The organism is Marinomonas rhizomae (assembly GCF_003315485.1).
Lineage (GTDB): Bacteria > Pseudomonadota > Gammaproteobacteria > Pseudomonadales > Marinomonadaceae > Marinomonas > Marinomonas rhizomae.
In genome coordinates this window covers 298,410-317,137 of the sequence record NZ_QNSE01000004.1, presented here as the reverse complement: position 1 = coordinate 317,137, position 18,728 = coordinate 298,410, and the positions used below count along the sequence as shown (strand labels likewise).

The following is an 18,728-nucleotide window of genomic DNA, read 5'->3' as shown; positions in this document are numbered from 1 at the left end:
GGTAAGGAATATCCTAATTAATTAACGCTTCAATAACATTTTCCATTTTAGCTGATCGAGAACCTTTCACTAAAATGGCGTGTTTTTTATCTAGCGAGCGAACTATCGTCGCCGCCTCCTCATGGGTATTACAAAAAATAGCGCTACCACCCTTGTCCTTAAAAGCGGCACCCGCGATACCCGCTACAGGGCCGACACAAATCAAACACGAAACCCCTTTGTTTTTAGCATATATCCCTAAATCGTGATGAATCTCATCTCGCTGATTACCCAACTCTCCCAATGCACCCAAAATCAACCAAGTTTTCTCAACTGACTGCATAACAAGCACATCAATAGCCACTTCAACTGATTTGGGGCTCGCATTGTAACAATCATTGATTAATAGCGCGCCATTTTTTGCGCTTAGCCGCTCTAACCGCCCTGAGACATTTACTGGCACAGCTAATTTACTAACCGCTTCTTTAAAATCAATCCCCATCACCAGCATAGCTAAAACAATCGCCATACCGTTTGCAATTTGATGCTGCCCAGCACCAGCAACAGTGACTGACTGAGCCGCCCCTTCATAATGAAATACTGCCGAACTAGACTCCGCCTCTAGTTTAATATCCGAGGCATATAATGAAGCCGACGCAGTAAAGCCAAAAGAATAAACCTTACGCTCCCCTATCAAACTACACCAATAGTCAAAATACATGTCATCAGCATTAAGTATGACACTAGCACCAGGTGAAGCTCCAGAAATCAAGGCCCCTTTTTCTTTGGCAATATCCTCAAGACCACCCAGTCCTTCAAAATGGCTTCCGCTAGCATTTGTTAATATCACCATGTCAGGAAAGACAATATTCGCCAGCAACGGGATTTCTCCCGTAAAACTGGTCCCAGCCTCTATCACCGCGACATCATGACCGCTATCTAATTCAAGCAGAGTTTGCGGCACACCGATTTGATTGTTCAAATTAGCGCGTGTTTTTAACACATTTTTCTCAGCGAGAGACTGCGTCAACCAATCCTTTACGGTTGTTTTACCATTACTGCCGGTAATACATACAACAGTCCCCTTAAAAGCATCTCTAATAAAGCGAGCTATAGCACCATAAGCCAATGTAGTATTAACCACTTTGATATAGCTCACCCCTTCAACAGCTCGATCAGAGACAACACCAACAGCACCGTCTTGTATGGCATGATTAATATAGTCATGACCATCAAAACGCTCACCTTTTAAGGCAACAAACACGCAACCTGAAATTATGTTTCTCGTATCAGTCACAACAGCGCTTAATCTGTAATCTTCACCTACAAGCTCTCCATCACACGCCTGAGCAATATCTGAAAGGGTTAGGTCAATTAACATAAACCTCTAACGCTCTTAGCGCCTCTTCTTTATCGTTAAAATGATGCTTAACACCCTGAATATCCTGATAAGTTTCATGCCCTTTTCCAGCAATCAGAACCACATCACTAGGACCTGCCGATAAAATCGCTTGGCGAATAGCCACGCGACGATCAGGTTCAAAGCTAAACGACGCACCTTCATCTGTGTGTGCCAAAACATCAGAAAATATTTGATCTATAGACTCTGTACGAGGGTTGTCAGATGTCAACCACACATAATCAGCGTTATTCATAGCTGCAGCCATCATCAACGGCCGCTTACCTCTGTCTCTATCACCGCCACAGCCAAACACACAAATCAAACGGCCATCCGTATGCTCTTTCACCGCCTGCAACGCCACTTCCAAAGCCTCCGAAGTATGTGCAAAATCAACAACAACAAGCGGAGTATTTGGTAATTGAACTTTATCCATCCGGCCTGGCGCACCACTTAACGTAGATATTCCGCGGATTAAAGCGACCTTATCATCCACCTCATACCAAAGGCTTGCTAACGCCGCCAAAGCATTTTGCACATTAAAGCGCCCTAAAAGCGGTAAAAAGACAGGCGACTCACCTTTAGGGTGACACAAAATAAATCGATAGCCAGTCGGCTCAAGCGTCAACTGTTTCACATAAAAATCAGCTTGCTCGTTTTGCTCACTGTAATAATGACAACATGATTCTGACGCAGCTTCTGCCATAAAATTCGCATAACGATCATCAAGACAAAATATAGAATGAGCCAAACCATCAAAGGCAAACAAACGCTGCTTTGCCGAAGCATAGGCATTCATATCGCCATGATAATCCAAGTGATCGCGAGAAAGATTTGAAAACACAGCCGTTTGAAAAGGAACACCTTCGATTCGCCCCTGATCCAAAGCATGAGACGACGCTTCAAAAGCGACAAAATCTAAACCAAGCTCAGCCATTTGCATCAAAGTAAGGTGCATCGAAAGAAGGTCTGGCGTGGTTTGCTTAGCTGCAGACAAGCGATCTAACGGGCCAACACCAAAAGTCCCGACTAAACCACTTGAAAAACCGATATATTCAGCAAGCTGAGCAATATAAAAACAAATAGAAGATTTACCATTGGTCCCCGTCACCGCCACCATATGCCGAGGCATACGACCAAAGAAACTATGCAGACACTCAACCAACATCTTCGCTGGATCAGCAACACAAACAAGCTCAATGTCGTCACGTTCCAAGCCCAGCCGAGAAGGAACAACAGCAACTTTACCACCTAATGCGACCACCTTATCCAAATAGTCCCAGCCATTGGAGGCCACACCCGGCAAAGCAAAGAACACACAATTTGAATCGACTTTCCGACTATCCGTTTCTAGACGAGTATATAAAGCAGAATGCGGATTACCCTCCAGAGAGTAACCCGCTAAATCAAGTAGTTGAGCATGCGTTAATTGCCCCATCTAACCACCCTGTACAACTTGATAAGGCGCTTTTTTAGGCTCTAAACGAACCTCCCTTAGCCCTTCAGGCAAATCCGGGTAAATATTCAAAGTCGTCAGCGCCCCTTCCATCACTCGAGAAAATACTGGTGCCGCAACCTCGCCACCATAATATTCCCTCCCTTTTGGATCATTAATCATCACCACCATTGCCAGCCTAGGATTTGAAGCGGGTGCAACACCTGCAAACAAAGCAATATACTGATCGTACTCATAACCTTTAGAACCAACTTTATGCACAGTACCCGTTTTACCAGCAACACGATAACCAGGAATTTTTGCGGCTTTACCAGAACCACGCTGTACAACAGACTCCATCATTTTCACAACATCATGAGCCACTTTTGTCGGAATAACCTGTTTACCATCGGCAGGCACATCTTGTTTAAAAATAGTAACAGGAACTCGATAGCCCCCATTCGCCAATGTCATATAAGCCTGAGCTAACTGCAAAGTCGACACAGACAAACCGTAACCATATGACAAAGTCGCAATTTCGGACGGGTGCCATTTAGGGTGCGAAGGCAGCACTCCCGAAGCCTCTCCTGGGAAACCTATTCCAACAGGTGAACCGATACCTAGCTCATAATCCATATTCCATACTGCATCCTGAGGAAGCGACAAGGCAATTTTTGACGCCCCTACATTACTAGACTTTATTAATAGTTTTTCAAAATCTATCACACCGTAATTGGCTGCATCACGAATAGTAAAACGACCAAAACGCAAATAACCTGGGGAAGTATCAATGGTTGTTTCCGTTGTATATTGGCCAGACATCAACGCAGCTGAAATAGTGAACGGTTTCATGGTTGATCCAGGCTCAAACAAATCGATCACCGCGCGATTTCGCAATTCTTCATATTCCAACTTAGAACGATCATTTGGATTATAGGATGGCTGATTTACCATTGCCAAAATCTCACCTGTCTTAACATCTAGAATTACCGCCGATGCAGAAGTCGCTCGATGCTCTGTTACTGCAGCCTTAAGCTCTCGGTAAGCTAAATACTGCAACCTAAGATCAATACTAAGTTCAATACTTTCTCCCGGATGTTCAGCCTCTTCAACACCAACACCACGAATTATATTGCCAGACAAATCCTTCACGTAACTGCGACGACCCGGTTGCCCTTCCAACGCCTGATCATAGGCCAGCTCAATACCTTCTTGGCCTTTATCATCGATATTAGTAAAACCGACAACATGAGAAGCCACTTCACCAGCAGGATAAAAACGTTTGTATTCTTTGGTTTTACTAACACCAACAACATGAGCCGCCATAATAGCATCAGCCTCATGGGGCGGAATTTGACGACGTAAATACATAAAAGAACGAGTTTTATTTGCCTCAAACCTCTCTTGCAACCAAGCTCGACCAACCCCCATCACCTCAGCAAGGCGCTTAATTTCTTGCTCTGGGCCAATATTCAAAGAAGGATCACGAGGAATTTTCCACAAAGCTTTTGGATTGGCGACAATCGTCCAAGTTGGCGTACTAACAGCCAAAGGCTCGCCTCGACGGTCTAAAATCATACCTCGTGTGGCAGGTATAGCCTCAGTCCGAACAGCTCGAATCTCTCCCTGATTTTGCAAAAAGTCTTTATCAACTACCGTCAAATAAAAGAGCCTACCGCCGGCAATAAGAAACAGCAGCAAGGCGACGCCATATACAAACCTAAAGCGCCATTTTCCTGAGATGTGAACACTGTCATCAATATTCATGGTTTCACTATTATCAATTCACCCTGAGAAGGTGCATGCATGTTTAAGTCTTTAATCGCCGCCTGCTCTAAACGACTAGGCTGAGTCAGCGCGCTTTGCTCTAGAAGCAACTGCCCCCATTTCACTTCATAATCCACTTCGTCCTGCTTCAAGGTCTGAAGATAAGAGAAGTCTTTCCTAAAATCGTAAACTTGAATAACAACAGCAATGGAAATAATTGCTAAAAACACAACACCAGCAGCAAATACTAACGGCGCTAAATGTGTCTTAATCACTGACCCGCTCCAAAACGCGCAAAACAGCACTACGAGAGCGGACATTTTCACTCACCTCAGATTGAGATGGCTTAATCGCCTTACCCACCGTTTTAAACTTAATATCTAAATGTGCGTTCTGAATTGGTAAGTGCCGAGGCAACTCAGGCCCTTTCGCTTTTAACTTCATAAAGCGCTTAACAATTCGATCTTCGAGGGAATGGAAACTAATAACAGCCAGTCGGCCACCCACTTTTAGTGCCTCTGCCGCGGCATCAAGGCCAACTTCAAGGTCACCTAATTCATTATTAATATGAATTCTGATCCCCTGAAATGCACGAGTAGCTGGATTTTTGCCTTTTTCCCAAGCAGGATTGGCTTCTGCAACGATTTTTGACAACTGAAGTGTGGTTAAAATGGGCGTATGAGAACGATATTCACAAATAGCTTTAGCTATACGACGCGAAAACCTTTCCTCTCCATACTGGTACATCACATCCGCCAAATCCTTTTCACCAACCGTCGCAATCCACTGCGCAGCACTCAAACCTTTATCTGGATTCATCCGCATATCCAACGGACCATCATTCATAAAACTAAAGCCGCGCTCGGCATCATCAATCTGAGGAGATGACACACCCAAATCCATCATCACACCATCAACCCTATCAACACCAAACACAGCATTTATGTGTTCAGCCATATTGGCAAAGCTATCTTGCACAATAGAAAAGCGTGAATCTTCCTGTTCTAGCGACTCACCATACCCAATCGCCACAGGATCTTTGTCGAAACCAAGTAGACGACCTTGATCCAATCGATCCAAAACCAAACGAGTATGCCCGCCACGGCCAAATGTCCCGTCGACATACAGGCCATTGGTGTCAGTCACTAGCATATCGACGGACTCATTTAGCATGACGCTTATATGTTCTGCCATCGTCTTTGTCATAAAGAAATATCCATCATGGTTTCAGTTTGTAAGTCCTCAAGAGCATCTTGAGACAAATAATCTTCGCGTTGCGCTTCCCACTCTTCTTGGCTCCAAATCTCTAACTTTTTACCTTGCCCAAGAATCGTCAATTTTTTATCTAACCGCGCAAATTCACGCAGCGGCGCGGGCAACAAAATTCGACCCGCCTTATCCACCTCTAAATCAGTTGCGTGCCCAACTAAAAGCCGCTGAAGACGTCTAGCTTGTGGCTGAAATGTGGGCAGTTTGTCTAATTTCTGCTGAATCAGCTCCCATTCAGATAAGGGGTATAGCAACAAACATCGAGAAACAGGATCAATGGTCACAACCACACCATCCTCATCATATTGAGCAAGATCATCACGCAAGCGTGCAGGAAGTGACATTCGCCCCTTCACATCGACACTTACTTGATGAATCCCACGAAACATTGCCATATCCCACTTATCGACACTTTATCCCACAATTTAACACTATTTATGAAAAAGAGTAAAAAAAAACTAACCAAATAGATAAAAATTGATGCAATGATTTTGTAAAGACGTAAATAAAGAAAGAAACAGAGGGAGAAAAATATAAGAAAAACAACAAACAACACTTTTTAGGCAATAAAAAGTCGCTCAAAGAAATGAGCATAAGTAAGAAAGAGGAATAAGATAAAAAAAGGAAATAAAACACGAAGGAATAATTGCAAGTTGGCCGATAAGCCGGGTTCTGTCGTGGACAGTCATTCATCTAATACGTACATCACTGCACGTCTTTAGCAACCTACCCGAACTCAGCGCGGGTCACGCCAAAGAGTTCCTATTTGGTCTTGCTTCAAGTGGGGTTTACCTTGCCACGAACTGTTGCCAGTCGCGCGGTGCGCTCTTACCGCACCATTTCAACCTTACCGGCAGTAAACTGCTTAGGCGGTGTATTTTCTGCTGCACTTTCCGTAGGCTCACGCCCCCCAGGCGTTACCTGGCACTTTACCCTGCGAAGCCCGGACTTTCCTCCCCCCAATAAAATTGAGCGGCGACTGCCTAGCCAACTTGCGAGGCGCATATTACTTATCTATCGAGACAATAACAAGTGCTTTCTCGAAAGCCAGAAGATTACTTTACAACAAGAGAAAAAAAAGGCCAAATATCAAACAATTGGCAACTGAAAACACACCTCCAAACCGCCCTCTTCACGATTCTTAGCCGTAATCTGCCCTTTGTGAGCACTAATTATACGCTGAGATATAGTAAGCCCTACACCAAAGCCACCACTATTAGCTTCCCTTGCTTCAGAAGAGCGATAAAAAGCGTGAAAAATTTTCTCTAGCTTATCATCAGAAACACCGGGGCCATTATCACGCACATAAATGAAAGCAAAACCCGCCTTTTCCTGGGTCTCAACTTCGATAACTCCATTACAGCCGGCATAGAAACACGCATTGCGAAGAACATTTTCAATAGCATGCCGCAACTGAAGGGGGTCACCCAATATTGTTTTCGGTGCTCGACCGATCTTGGCCACCGAAATCCCTTTCAACTGACTTTCAAAACTCACATCTGCAACAATTTCACCCAACCACTCCTGAAGATCCATCTCTTCTTTTATTAGCGAGGCGGCCTCCAGGCGACTTAAAGTCAGCACCTGACCTATTAACTCATCAAGCTCATGCAGCTCAGTACGAATACGATTCAAATAGCCTTTTTGCGCCTCTGCTGCATACTTATCTTCTGCAATAGTAAGCGCGACTTCAATTCTGGCCAATGGCGTCCTTAGTTCGTGGGAAACATCACGCATAAGCCGCTCTTTCGATGACAACAAAGTATCTATTCTGACTGCCATCTCATTAAATTCACGTGCCAACTTACCAACAGCATCACTTCTTCGAGCCAATTTATTTTCAACTCGGGCAGTCATATCTCCCTGACCAAAAGAGCGAGCAACACGCTGAAGCTTGAGCAAAGGCCCCAACAACCAATAAGCCAACACCCCACTTGAAACAAGCAAACCCAACAGAGAAAACCCTACCACAGCCTCAGGCGCCAAGGAGTCAATTTCAGGATTAGGTTTAAAGATCAGTAAATACTGTACATTGTTACCACCAATCACTTGAATGAACTGACTATGGAGGAAGTCCGCAGCAGGGCGGCTTGCCACACTTGGTGTATTCTGCTCCCTAAAATTACGAGGCAATGACTTTAGAAGTGGCCGCCCATTTTCCTGATAAAGATAAATCGTTCCTGATAACCGCTTTTCAGCCTTTTCAGTCTCCTCCTGCAAAGAAGTAATACCAAACTTTTCATACCCAGCCACCAACTGAACGCCAACATCACCTAGCAAATCCGCCGACACCTGGTTACGTTTCTGGACAAACTGCACCATCCCCAAACCAATACTTACCACAACTATATTGGACAGTAACACCACCAGAAACACACGTAGAAAGGTATTTTTCATAAAAAGACTAAGCACCCTGCTCATTTGACACGAAAATATAACCTACACCACGAACAGTCTTAATTCGAGGATCACCATTTTCTAAATTACCAATTTTTTTGCGCAGATTACTTATATGCATATCCAGACTACGATCATACATGGTTAATTTGCGCCCCAAAGCCTTCTCAGAAAGCTCTTGCTTTGTTAACACCTGACCAGGAGCCATTAACATACACTCCAACAAAGTATATTCAGATGTTGTTAACTCAACCAATTCACCTTCCAAATAAACAGTACGATCTTTACGGCGCAACAATACACCAGAAAGGTCTATATCAGCAGTCGGATCATCCTCACGCTCTTGACTTGCTCGACGCAAAATCGCCTTAATTCGAGCCAACAATTCCCGCGGATTAAATGGCTTAGACAAATAATCATCCGCCCCCATCTCCAGACCAAGAATACGATCTATATCATCACCCTTTGCCGTTAACATAATGACAGGCACCGAACTTTTATTGCGAATCTGCTTTAAGGTTTCAAACCCATCTAACTCGGGCATCATAACATCGAGAATAACAATATCAGGCATATCCTCAGCCATGAGCTCTAATGCTTCACGACCATTCCAAGCATGCGCTACCTCATAACCCTCGCCATCAAAGTATTCTTTAATTAAATCCGATAAACGAGCATCATCATCAGCAAGCAATAACTTAACCATAAATATTCCCTCTCATTTTTTCATTATTTAGCAGGCACTTATATTGCCTTAAATTCAATTGTAAATATTACCTTAGCACTAGACAAACTCCTCCCCCTCTTTTCACTCTATTTACAAAGAATACTAATATGATGAACTTAACCACTTATAAAAACCTAAAAAGCCGCAACTAAGCGGCTTTTTCAACAACACATTCAAAAACTTAGACTTATTGCTTAAACGGATCGCGAATAACAATCGTCTCGTTACGATCAGGACCAGTGGAAATAATATCGATCGGCACACCAACCTGCTCTTCAAGGAAGCGAATATAATCTTGAGCATTTTTTGGTAGCGCTTCGAAGTTTTCAGCACCAACAGTGGATTCACTCCAACCTGGCAACTCAACATAAGTTGGTTGAGCTTGCTCGTAGCCTTCACTATCAACTAAAGACCCAGCCACAGGATTGCCATCGACATCTGTGTAGCCGACACAGACCTTAACAGCATCAAAGCCATCAAGAACATCCAACTTCGTCAAACAAATACCAGACACCGAGTTAATCTGCACCGCATGACGCAACGCCACTGCATCGAACCAACCGCAGCGACGAGAACGCCCTGTTGTCGCACCAAATTCATGTCCACGCTCACCTAAACGCTGACCATTCTCACAGAACAATTCTGTTGGGAAAGGGCCTGATCCAACGCGAGTCGTGTAAGCTTTGGTGATACCCAAAACATAGTCAAGATACAAAGGGCCAAATCCCGTACCCGCTGGCGCACCACCAGCCGTCGTATTAGACGAGGTAACATATGGGTAAGTACCGTGATCCACATCCAACAAAGAGCCTTGCGCACCCTCAAACATAATGTTCGCACCCGCTTTACGCAGATCATGTAACAAAGTAATAGTATCTGCCACCATTGGGCGCAAGAATTCAGCCATCTCCAAGCCAGCAGCATACACTTCATCAAAAGAGATAGGTTCAACTTTATGGTATTGGGTTAGAACAAAATTGTAGTACTCAAGCACTTCTTTAAGCTTAGACGCGAAGCGCTCAGAATCCAATAAATCACCAACGCGAATGGCACGTCGTGCTACTTTATCTTCATAGGCTGGCCCAATACCACGACCCGTTGTACCAATTTTTTTCTCGCCTTTAGCAAGCTCACGAGCCTGATCAATCGCAATATGATAAGGAAGAATAAGTGGGCAAGCCGCACTGATTTTCAAGCGATCAACCGCTGGAACACCTTGCTCTAGCAACTCAAGCACTTCAGCCTTCAGTGCTGCTGGCGATAGCACAACACCATTACCAATAATACACTGAACACCTTCACGCAAAATACCAGAAGGAATTAAGTGCAAAACGGTTTTCTTACCATCGATAACCAAGGTATGGCCCGCATTATGACCACCTTGAAAACGTACAACCGCAGCAACATCTTCAGTAAGTAAGTCTACAACCTTACCTTTACCTTCATCACCCCATTGAGTGCCTAGAATAACAACATTTTTACCCATAATTTCAGGTCTCATTTAGATAGTTCTTAAAGAAAAGTCTAGTTCTGAACTGGCATCAACTGCCAAGCCTCATCAACAAATTCCAGCTTAAAATCAGCGTCTTCAGGATAAATATCATCCAAAATTTCTACCACTCGATATCCCTCAGCACGCAAGGAATTCGTTTTCTGCCAAAGCTCACCACTTGAGCAAATTGGCGACAAAACAGTTTTTGGCTTATTGACCACAATATCAGTCAAAGCAACCAAGGCCTTCACATCCGTACTAAAACCTGTCGCTGGACGAGATCGACCAAATACTTGCCCGATATTGTTATAACGCCCGCCACGAGCAATAGCATTACCATGCCCTGGAACATAAGCAGCAAAAACCACTCCAGTATGATAGCTATAAGAAACCAAATCACTCAGATCGAAATGTAAGCCCACGTTAGGAAAACGCAGAGAAATTGAGTCACTCACCTTCTGCAACAATACAATAGCATCGTTGATTGATTCATTTACATCACCAAGTAAATCGGCCGCATGCTTCAATACTTCTTTACCACCACATAAGCGCGGCAACCCAACCAACCATTGCCTCTGAACGTCACTCAGACATTCAAGCTCTTCAACATATCGATCAAGCTCTGGCAAATCTTTTGCTTTATAAAGCTCAACCAACTTACCTTCCTGATCCGCAGTTAAATCACAAGCTGCAAGCACACCACTTACAACATCAACATGCCCAAGATCAAGCACAAGATTAGACAAACCGGCCGTAGACAATGTTTGCAACATCAAAGACAAAACTTCAACATCACTTTCTACGCCGCCATGACCATAAATTTCAGCCCCCAATTGTATAGGGCTACGAGTACCATCTAAGCCAGCAGGCATTGTTCGTAAAACACTGCCACAATAACTCAAACGTTGCACACCATCATCTTTAAGGCAATGAGCATCAATACGAGCAACTTGGGATGTAAAATCGGCACGAATACCTAAAAGGCGACCTGACAATTGATCGATCACTTTAAATGTTTCAATTTCTAGGTCTGAGCCAGCACCCGTAAGAAGGGAATCTAGATACTCTAAAAGAGGAGGTATTACTAAGTGATATCCCCAACTTTCATGGAGATTAAGCAGAGTTCTTCTGAGGTGCTCGATCTTAGCGGCCTGTTCAGGCAGCGCCTCATCAACGCCCTCTGGAAGTAACCAGCGATCTGCTAATGTCATTAAATTATCCTCTTAGCTTCGAGTCAGCAAAAGAAGTATTAATCCAAGAAACATACTAACCGCGCCCAGAATACGCAAATTCCAATCTGAGCTCGCGATAGCTTTTACCATTATTTCCCTCCACACATTAGGAGCGAGAAACGGCAAAACCCCCTCGGCGATCAATAAAAGGCTGACGCCGACCAGCAGCGACTGCAACAATTCCTGCATAGATTCTCTTTATTTTGACCATTAAAAAACCGGGCTTTGCCCGGTTTGTGTAATAGTACCATGTTTCCCATTTTAACAAATAGGTCTCACGTACGATTATTGATGAATATCTACTCTATTTAGCGCTGCTGCGGGTAGAGCTATTCAGATACTTAAAGAATTCGCTATCCGGCTCAAGCACAAACAAATCATTGCTACCATTAAAGCTATCACGGTACGCTTGAAGACTACGATAAAACTCGTAAAATTCAGGATCTTGTTTGTACACTTTAGAGTAAATAGCCGCCGCTTTAGCATCACCATCACCACGAATCATCTCAGCATCACGCTGAGCTTCCGCTTCTAGCACCACTTGCTGACGATCAGCATCAGCACGAATACCTTCAGCCAACTCCAAACCTTTCGATCTATGCTCACGAGCTTCACGCTCACGCTCAGTCCTCATACGTGAATACACAGATTCACTTACATCAGGCGGAAGGTCTATTCGCTTAACCCGAATATCCACAATAGAGATACCCAACTCACTCTGGGCAACCTTATTCAAGTCGTCACGCAGCTCAGTCATTAACTGATCACGCTCCCCTGAAACCACCTCATGCATAGTGCGCTCACCAAACTTATTTCGAAGCCCAGTATCGACACGAGAAGACAATACGCGATTCGCAACAAACTCATCACCAGAAGTAGCCTGATAAAATTTAGCAACAGAATCTATTTTCCACTTGACGTAAGAATCAACAACAACAGCCTTTTTCTCCAACGTTAAATAACGCTGAGGACGAGAATCCATCGTCAAAATCCGAGCATCAAACACCTTGACCTCATTCATAATCGGAAGCTTAAAGTGAATGCCAGGCTTAACATCATCCTGAACAATTTCACCAAACTTAAGCACCACAGCGCGCTCTGTTTCGTTAACAACAAAAAGCGTCTGAGAGGCAATCAGCACACCAAGAAGAACAACAAATAAAACTGAAAAAGAAAAGCCTTTCATTAGTTTCTGCCCTCTCTACGAACCGTTGCACTTTGGCGCTTACGTATCTCATCAAGAACTTGATCTGTTAACGCCCCAATATTACCTGAATTCACAGATCCAGTTCCTTTAGATGATTCCGCACGCTGCTTCATTAGCTGATCTAAAGGCAAATACATCATATTATTCCCCCCCTTAGTATCAACAACAACCTTGTTCACATCTTTATAAACAGACTCCATCGTTTCAATATATAAACGACGACGAGTAACGTCAGGCGCCTTAGTGTACTCTCGATACAATCTATCAAATCGATCAGCCTGACCACTAGCTCGAGCCACTATCTCAGATCGGTAAGCCTCAGCCTCCTCTCTAATACGTTGCGCACGACCACGTGCTTCAGGAATAATACCATTCGCATAAGACTCTGCTTCGTTGCGAACACGCAATTCATCTTCTTTCGCCTTAATAACATCATCAAACGCCTCTTGCACTTGGTTCGGTGCCTGAGTATTTTCAACGTTAACTTTCGAAATCAATAAACCAGTGCCATAGGCATTACTGTAATCCTGGATACGCGCCTTAACTTCCGTCGCCAATAACTCACGACCTTCCGTCAATATTTGATCCATTTCAGAACTACCAACCACATGACGAAGCGCACTTTCTGTCACCTGAGCCAGAGACTCTTCAGGATTACGCACATTAAGCAAGAAGTCCTTTGGGTTCTGTACAGAATATTGAACAGAAACACCCACTTCAACAATGGCATCATCAACCGTCAACATAAGTGCCTTGTGATCATGAGAGCGAACTTTAGTCACATTCACCTTGCTAACAGAATCTATCATTGGTGGATTCCAATGAAGACCCGGCATAACAGTAGAGTGATACTTGCCCAAACGAAGCACAACACCTCGTTCTTGCTGATCCACCTGATAAACACCAGTAGCAGCCCATAAAGCCAGTAAAGCAATTAGAACGATAGCAATTAAGCCACCGCCAAATTTACCAGACATACCGGAATCACCACCATTAGAACCGTTGGATTTGCGAGTCTTTTTAACACCCAGCATCCCCATCAACTTCTGAAAAGCCTCATCCAAGTCCGGCGGCCCTTGTTCCTTGCCTCCAGGCTTACGACCCCAAGGGTCATTGTTAGTCTCTTTTTCACGATCTCCATCTGGGCGCCCAGCACCATTATTACGGTTTTTATCTGGATTCCATGGGTCATTGTCGTTATTACCCGGTTCATTCCAGGCCATACTACATCTCCACTTTATTTTAATGATAATCCTGTATAACTTACGCGGCCTCTATCTGATCCTCAGACATGCCAGCACGAGCCAAAATCTGCAAATAATCTTTTTTAGGCAACTTCACATCAAGAACAAAGCGGCCCGCTTCATCAAAGTGCTCCGACTTTACTGCTCCATGATCAAACAACATAGCTCGAAAACGCCCATACTTGCTCGGCAAATAAAGCGTTTCATCAAAAACATCTTCTGCCAATAGCTCAGCGATAGCTTGCTTAAGCAAATCAACACCTTGACCATCACGAGCAGACAACCAAACTCGCGAAGGGTTCCCGTTAGCATCCCTATCAATTCTAGGTTCTGCCGTCGGCAACGCATCTATCTTGTTAAATACTGTCAAAGTTGGTACTTCATTAGCACCAATTTCTTCTAACACAGAGTCAACATGCTTCATATTTTCATCACGAGAAACATCTGCCGCATCAACCACGTGCAACAATAAATCCGCCTCAGACGACTCTTTTAATGTTGCTTGGAATGCCTTTATCAATCGATGAGGTAGTTGACGAATAAACCCGACTGTATCAGCTAACACGATAGAACCAATTTGCTCTATATCTAGACGCCTCAACGTTGGGTCAAGCGTCGCAAACAATTGATCAGCCGCAAAAACTTCAGCACCTGTCGCTCTATTGAATAGAGTAGATTTGCCTGCGTTTGTATAACCAACAAGCGACACCGTAGGCACAGACGATCGATCACGAGAACGACGATTTTGATCTCGCTGAGAACCCACTTTTGCCAATCGTTTCTGAATGGCCTTTATGCGCTCCCTAAGCAATCGACGGTCAGTTTCAAGCTGCGTTTCACCTGGTCCACGCATACCTATACCGCCTTTTTGGCGCTCTAGGTGTGTCCAACCACGAATAAGACGAGTTGACATGTGCTGTAACTGGGCCAACTCTACTTGTAATTTACCCTCATGGGTACGCGCTCTTTGAGCAAAAATATCAAGAATAAGCCCCGTACGATCAAGCACACGACACTGTAAAATACTTTCTAAGTTACGCTCTTGGGAGGGAGATAATGCATGATCGAAAAGAACAACTTGCGCCTCTTCCCGCTCAACAATATCTTTAACTTCTGCTAGCTTGCCAGTACCAATAAAGTATCTGGCATCTGGACGCTGGCGAGTCCCTGAAACTACTGCAACAGGGTCAGCACCAGCCGAAATAGCAAGCTCAACAAACTCTTCGGGGCCATAAGATTCACTTTGATCGTGAAAATCTATATGGACCAATACAGCTATTTCACCACTATCTGGACGTTCAAAAAACAATCTAGTATTCCTCTGCTTGTCTTATTACAGACAAACTATTCAGCGTCATCTTCCGGCTGATCAGGAGACGGGATGCGAATTGTACGGGAAGGCACAACTGTAGAAATGGCATGTTTGTAAACCATTTGGCTAACAGTATTTTTCAATAGAATCACAAACTGATCGAATGATTCAATTTGACCTTGAAGCTTAATTCCATTTACAAGAAAGATAGATACTGGCACTCTTTCTTTACGTAGAATATTTAGATAAGGGTCTTGTAATGATTGCCCTTTTGACATTGTAATCTCCTTAAACAAGCAAAAAATATTAAATTAATTATTGATAAAACAATACTGTAGATACTACACCAAATCTTTATCTATTTCCCCTATATAATCCTGCTTTCTATGTAATTCAAGGCTTCAGGCACAAGATCTTTCGACAAACTATCAAAAATCATCAAATTCTCCCACCCTCTCAACCAAGTAAGCTGCCTTTTTGCCAATTGGCGAGAAGCAACCACACCTTTAAAGATAGCATCATCTAGCAAATCAACACCGTCTAAATATTGCCAGAGCTGGCGATAACCAACGCAACGCATAGAAGGCATATCAATGGTTAGGTCACCACGATGATAAAAATGCTCAACTTCGGATAAAAAACCCTGATCCATCATGTCATAAAAGCGCTGCTCAATACGCTCGTGCAACACACTACGCTCTTTAGGCATTACCGCCATATTGATCATACTAAACGGCAAGGATACCGTTTCCTGCTGCGCCCAAAACTGCGTCATTGTTTTACCAGTCAACCGATACACCTCTATAGCTCGCTGCAAACGCTGAGGATCATTAGGGTGAATGCGGGACGCTGCCTCCGGGTCGATTTTTTGCAACTCTTCATGCAAGGCAAGCCAACCTTTTTCAGCCGCCTCAGACTCAATTAACGCCCGTAATTCCGCGTCAGCTTGCGGCATCTCCGCCAAACCTTTTTGCAAAGCATTGAAGTACATCATGGTACCCCCCACCAAAAGCGGCGTCTTTCCTTTAGCAATAATCTCTTTAGAATGCTCAACCGCGTCCAAAACAAAATCAGCAGCAGAGTAAGATTCAAGCGGATCAATAATATCGATCAACCGGTGGGGAGCTCTCGCAAGCAACCCCGCATCCGGCTTTGCCGTACCAATATCCATACCCTTATACACAAGCGCAGAATCAACACTGATAATTTCGAAATTGTGATGCTCAGCCAGCTCTACCGCCAACCCAGTCTTACCTGAAGCCGTCGGCCCCATCAGACAAACTACATGTGGTTTTGTCATATCAACGCCCCCTCAAAAAGAGTTTATCTAAATCAGACATACTCAAATGCGCCCAAGTCGGTCGGCCATGATTACACTGCCCACTACGCTCAGTCACTTCCATATCACGAAGAAGACTATTCATCTCCGCAATAGTCAGTTTGCGATTTGCACGAACAGCACCATGACACGCCATTGACGCCATCAATTCATTCGCCCGCGACTCCATCAGGTCTGATACACCATTGGCCGACAAATCACTAATCACATCACGCACCAAACCTTCCACATCCCCTCGAATAAGTATAACGGGGACTTCACGAACCATTGCACTTTCTAGCCCAGTTCTCTCTACACGAAAACCAAAAGCCCCAAAAACATCACCACTTTCTTCAACAAGATCAGCCTCACTTTGCGATACCGCAATATTAATCGGCACCAACAAAGGTTGAGAGGAAATATTTTTCTGATAAAACGCCGTCTTCATGCGCTCATAAACAATACGTTCATGGGCCGCGTGCATATCCACAAGGATCAATCCTTGCTCACTCTCTGAAAGGATATAAACGCCGTGCAGCTGAGCCACAGCAAAACCCAAAGGAGGAACCGCCTGATACCCTTCTTCAGATCGTTCAAACGGGCTCTCACTTCCACCTACACCAACAAAAGGAGAAACTTCTCTAACTTCACCCGTCTCAGTGTTTACCTCTTCTGTTTTAGAAACATATTCTTGCGCATAGTCGGACAGACGCCCCATACCATCGAGCTGTCCCCGAACCTCTGACGCCGCCAACGGACTTGATGCAGTGCGCATCCAATCCATAGAAGTAGACGCGGCACGATTAGATAATGGCAAAGCAGATTGCTCCGTCATATTTACATCATAATTAACCGCTCCATTACTAGCCGACTCACTCATCCCAGTCGGAGCCACATCAGATTCAGGCCGGACATCTGCAATAGCCTTATGGATGCGACTAAATAAAAAATCATGGACTAAACGCCCATCACGGAAGCGCACTTCATGCTTGGTTGGGTGGACATTTACATCAACGGTCGATGGATCCAACTCAAGATACAAAACAAATGTAGGGTGACGTCCATTGTACAAAACATCACGATAAGCCTGACGCACAGCATGAGCAACCAGTTTATCTTTTACCACCCGACCGTTTACAAAGAAATACTGCAGATCCGCTTGAGAACGAGAAAACGTCGGTAAGCCAATCCACCCCCACAAACGCAAACCAGCCGCCTCGACATCTAGCGTTAATGAATTTTCAATGAATTTTTTACCCAGCAAAGTCGCCAATCGATGCTCAGCATGAAGTTGATCAGTAACAGGGCGAAGATCATAAACCTGCTTGCCGTTATGACTTAGACGAAAGCCGGTCTCATAGCGACTTAAAGCCAACCGCTTAACCACCTCTTCCAAATGAGCAAACTCTGTCTTTTCAGTACGAAGAAACTTTCGGCGGGCAGGCGTATTAAAAAACAAGTCTCGTACTTCGATCGTGGTACCTTGCGGATGAGATGCTGGACGAATAGCCGTTGCCATATCCTTTCCCTCAGCTTCAACTCGCCAAGCTTCCACTTCATTTTCAGCCTGCGAAGTAAGATGCATTCGTGAAACTGAACTAATACTGGCCAATGCCTCACCACGAAAACCAAGCGAGCACACAGCCTCCAAATCATCCAATGTAATAATTTTGCTTGTCGCATGACGACTTAACGCTAACGACAAGTCATCCTTCATGATCCCAGTACCATTATCACGAATTTTTATGCGTCTCACACCACCTTGCTCCACATCGATATCAAGCTGCGAAGCTCCCGCATCAAGGCTGTTCTCAAGTAACTCTTTAACAACGGAGGCTGGGCGTTCGACCACCTCCCCAGCGGCAATTTGGTTGGCTAGACGTGGAGATAAAAGATTAATTCTTTGCATGAACGACCTTCAATATGAAAACAGCTTCTTTGAGAGATGAA

General features: G+C 44.2%; 17 protein-coding genes and 1 other RNA gene. All 18 read right to left on the bottom strand.

Annotation, left to right across the window (positions count from 1 at the left end; translation table 11 throughout):
* Positions 1–13: 13 nt before the first annotated feature.
* On the bottom strand, positions 14–1,360 hold the full coding sequence (locus DFP80_RS06635; RefSeq protein WP_113916015.1) for a UDP-N-acetylmuramoyl-tripeptide--D-alanyl-D-alanine ligase: 1,347 nt from the start codon (positions 1,358–1,360) through the stop codon (positions 14–16).
* Positions 1,350–2,816 (bottom strand): UDP-N-acetylmuramoyl-L-alanyl-D-glutamate--2,6-diaminopimelate ligase, encoded by a 1,467-nt coding sequence (locus DFP80_RS06630; protein ID WP_113916014.1) that lies wholly within the window; start codon positions 2,814–2,816, stop codon positions 1,350–1,352. Before DFP80_RS06630 ends, DFP80_RS06635 begins: the two co-directional genes overlap by 11 nt.
* Positions 2,817–4,580, bottom strand: coding sequence for a peptidoglycan D,D-transpeptidase FtsI family protein (locus DFP80_RS06625; RefSeq protein WP_113916013.1), 1,764 nt, complete (start codon positions 4,578–4,580; stop codon positions 2,817–2,819). It abuts the gene before it with no gap.
* Positions 4,577–4,855 carry a cell division protein FtsL gene (ftsL, locus tag DFP80_RS06620; RefSeq protein WP_113916012.1) on the bottom strand — a complete coding sequence of 93 codons (279 nt, stop codon included), beginning with the start codon at positions 4,853–4,855 and terminating at the stop codon, positions 4,577–4,579. Before ftsL ends, DFP80_RS06625 begins: the two co-directional genes overlap by 4 nt.
* Entirely contained in the window at positions 4,848–5,786 is a 939-nt protein-coding gene (gene rsmH / locus DFP80_RS06615) for a 16S rRNA (cytosine(1402)-N(4))-methyltransferase RsmH (RefSeq protein WP_113916011.1), read from the bottom strand. Before rsmH ends, ftsL begins: the two co-directional genes overlap by 8 nt.
* Positions 5,783–6,238 (bottom strand): division/cell wall cluster transcriptional repressor MraZ, encoded by a 456-nt coding sequence (gene mraZ, locus DFP80_RS06610; RefSeq protein WP_031214612.1) that lies wholly within the window; start codon positions 6,236–6,238, stop codon positions 5,783–5,785. Before mraZ ends, rsmH begins: the two co-directional genes overlap by 4 nt.
* Positions 6,239–6,494: 256 nt before the next feature.
* Positions 6,495–6,844: RNase P RNA component class A (gene rnpB, locus DFP80_RS06605), an RNA gene on the bottom strand.
* A 94-nt stretch (positions 6,845–6,938) separates the two neighbouring features.
* The gene (locus DFP80_RS06600) at positions 6,939–8,246 is read right to left on the bottom strand and encodes a sensor histidine kinase (RefSeq protein ID WP_113916010.1); all 1,308 of its coding nucleotides are present in this window, start codon (positions 8,244–8,246) and stop codon (positions 6,939–6,941) included.
* A gap of 7 nt (positions 8,247–8,253) precedes the next feature.
* A complete protein-coding gene (locus tag DFP80_RS06595; RefSeq protein ID WP_113916009.1) occupies positions 8,254–8,952 on the bottom strand; it encodes a response regulator transcription factor in 699 nt (232 codons plus the stop codon).
* Positions 8,953–9,160: 208 nt separating this feature from the next.
* Positions 9,161–10,459 carry an adenylosuccinate synthase gene (locus DFP80_RS06590; RefSeq protein ID WP_113916056.1) on the bottom strand — a complete coding sequence of 433 codons (1,299 nt, stop codon included), beginning with the start codon at positions 10,457–10,459 and terminating at the stop codon, positions 9,161–9,163.
* A 38-nt stretch (positions 10,460–10,497) separates the two neighbouring features.
* Complete coding sequence (locus DFP80_RS06585; protein ID WP_113916008.1) at positions 10,498–11,676, bottom strand: ATP phosphoribosyltransferase regulatory subunit; 1,179 nt, start codon at positions 11,674–11,676, stop codon at positions 10,498–10,500.
* A gap of 12 nt (positions 11,677–11,688) precedes the next feature.
* Positions 11,689–11,886, bottom strand: a complete 198-nt coding sequence (locus DFP80_RS06580; protein WP_113916007.1) for a DUF2065 family protein — start codon at positions 11,884–11,886, stop codon at positions 11,689–11,691.
* A gap of 115 nt (positions 11,887–12,001) precedes the next feature.
* The gene (gene hflC / locus DFP80_RS06575) at positions 12,002–12,883 is read right to left on the bottom strand and encodes a protease modulator HflC (RefSeq protein WP_113916006.1); all 882 of its coding nucleotides are present in this window, start codon (positions 12,881–12,883) and stop codon (positions 12,002–12,004) included.
* On the bottom strand, positions 12,883–14,127 hold the full coding sequence (gene hflK, locus DFP80_RS06570) for an FtsH protease activity modulator HflK (RefSeq protein ID WP_113916005.1): 1,245 nt from the start codon (positions 14,125–14,127) through the stop codon (positions 12,883–12,885). Before hflK ends, hflC begins: the two co-directional genes overlap by 1 nt.
* Before the next feature lie 40 nt (positions 14,128–14,167).
* Positions 14,168–15,457 (bottom strand): ribosome rescue GTPase HflX, encoded by a 1,290-nt coding sequence (gene hflX, locus DFP80_RS06565; RefSeq protein ID WP_113916004.1) that lies wholly within the window; start codon positions 15,455–15,457, stop codon positions 14,168–14,170.
* 35 nt (positions 15,458–15,492) lie between these two features.
* Positions 15,493–15,738 carry an RNA chaperone Hfq gene (gene hfq, locus DFP80_RS06560; RefSeq protein ID WP_012070321.1) on the bottom strand — a complete coding sequence of 82 codons (246 nt, stop codon included), beginning with the start codon at positions 15,736–15,738 and terminating at the stop codon, positions 15,493–15,495.
* Between the two features lie 89 nt (positions 15,739–15,827).
* A complete protein-coding gene (gene miaA, locus DFP80_RS06555; protein WP_113916003.1) occupies positions 15,828–16,760 on the bottom strand; it encodes a tRNA (adenosine(37)-N6)-dimethylallyltransferase MiaA in 933 nt (310 codons plus the stop codon).
* Between the two features lies 1 nt (position 16,761).
* Positions 16,762–18,687 (bottom strand): DNA mismatch repair endonuclease MutL, encoded by a 1,926-nt coding sequence (gene mutL / locus DFP80_RS06550; protein ID WP_113916002.1) that lies wholly within the window; start codon positions 18,685–18,687, stop codon positions 16,762–16,764.
* Between the last annotated feature and the right edge of the window lie 41 nt (positions 18,688–18,728).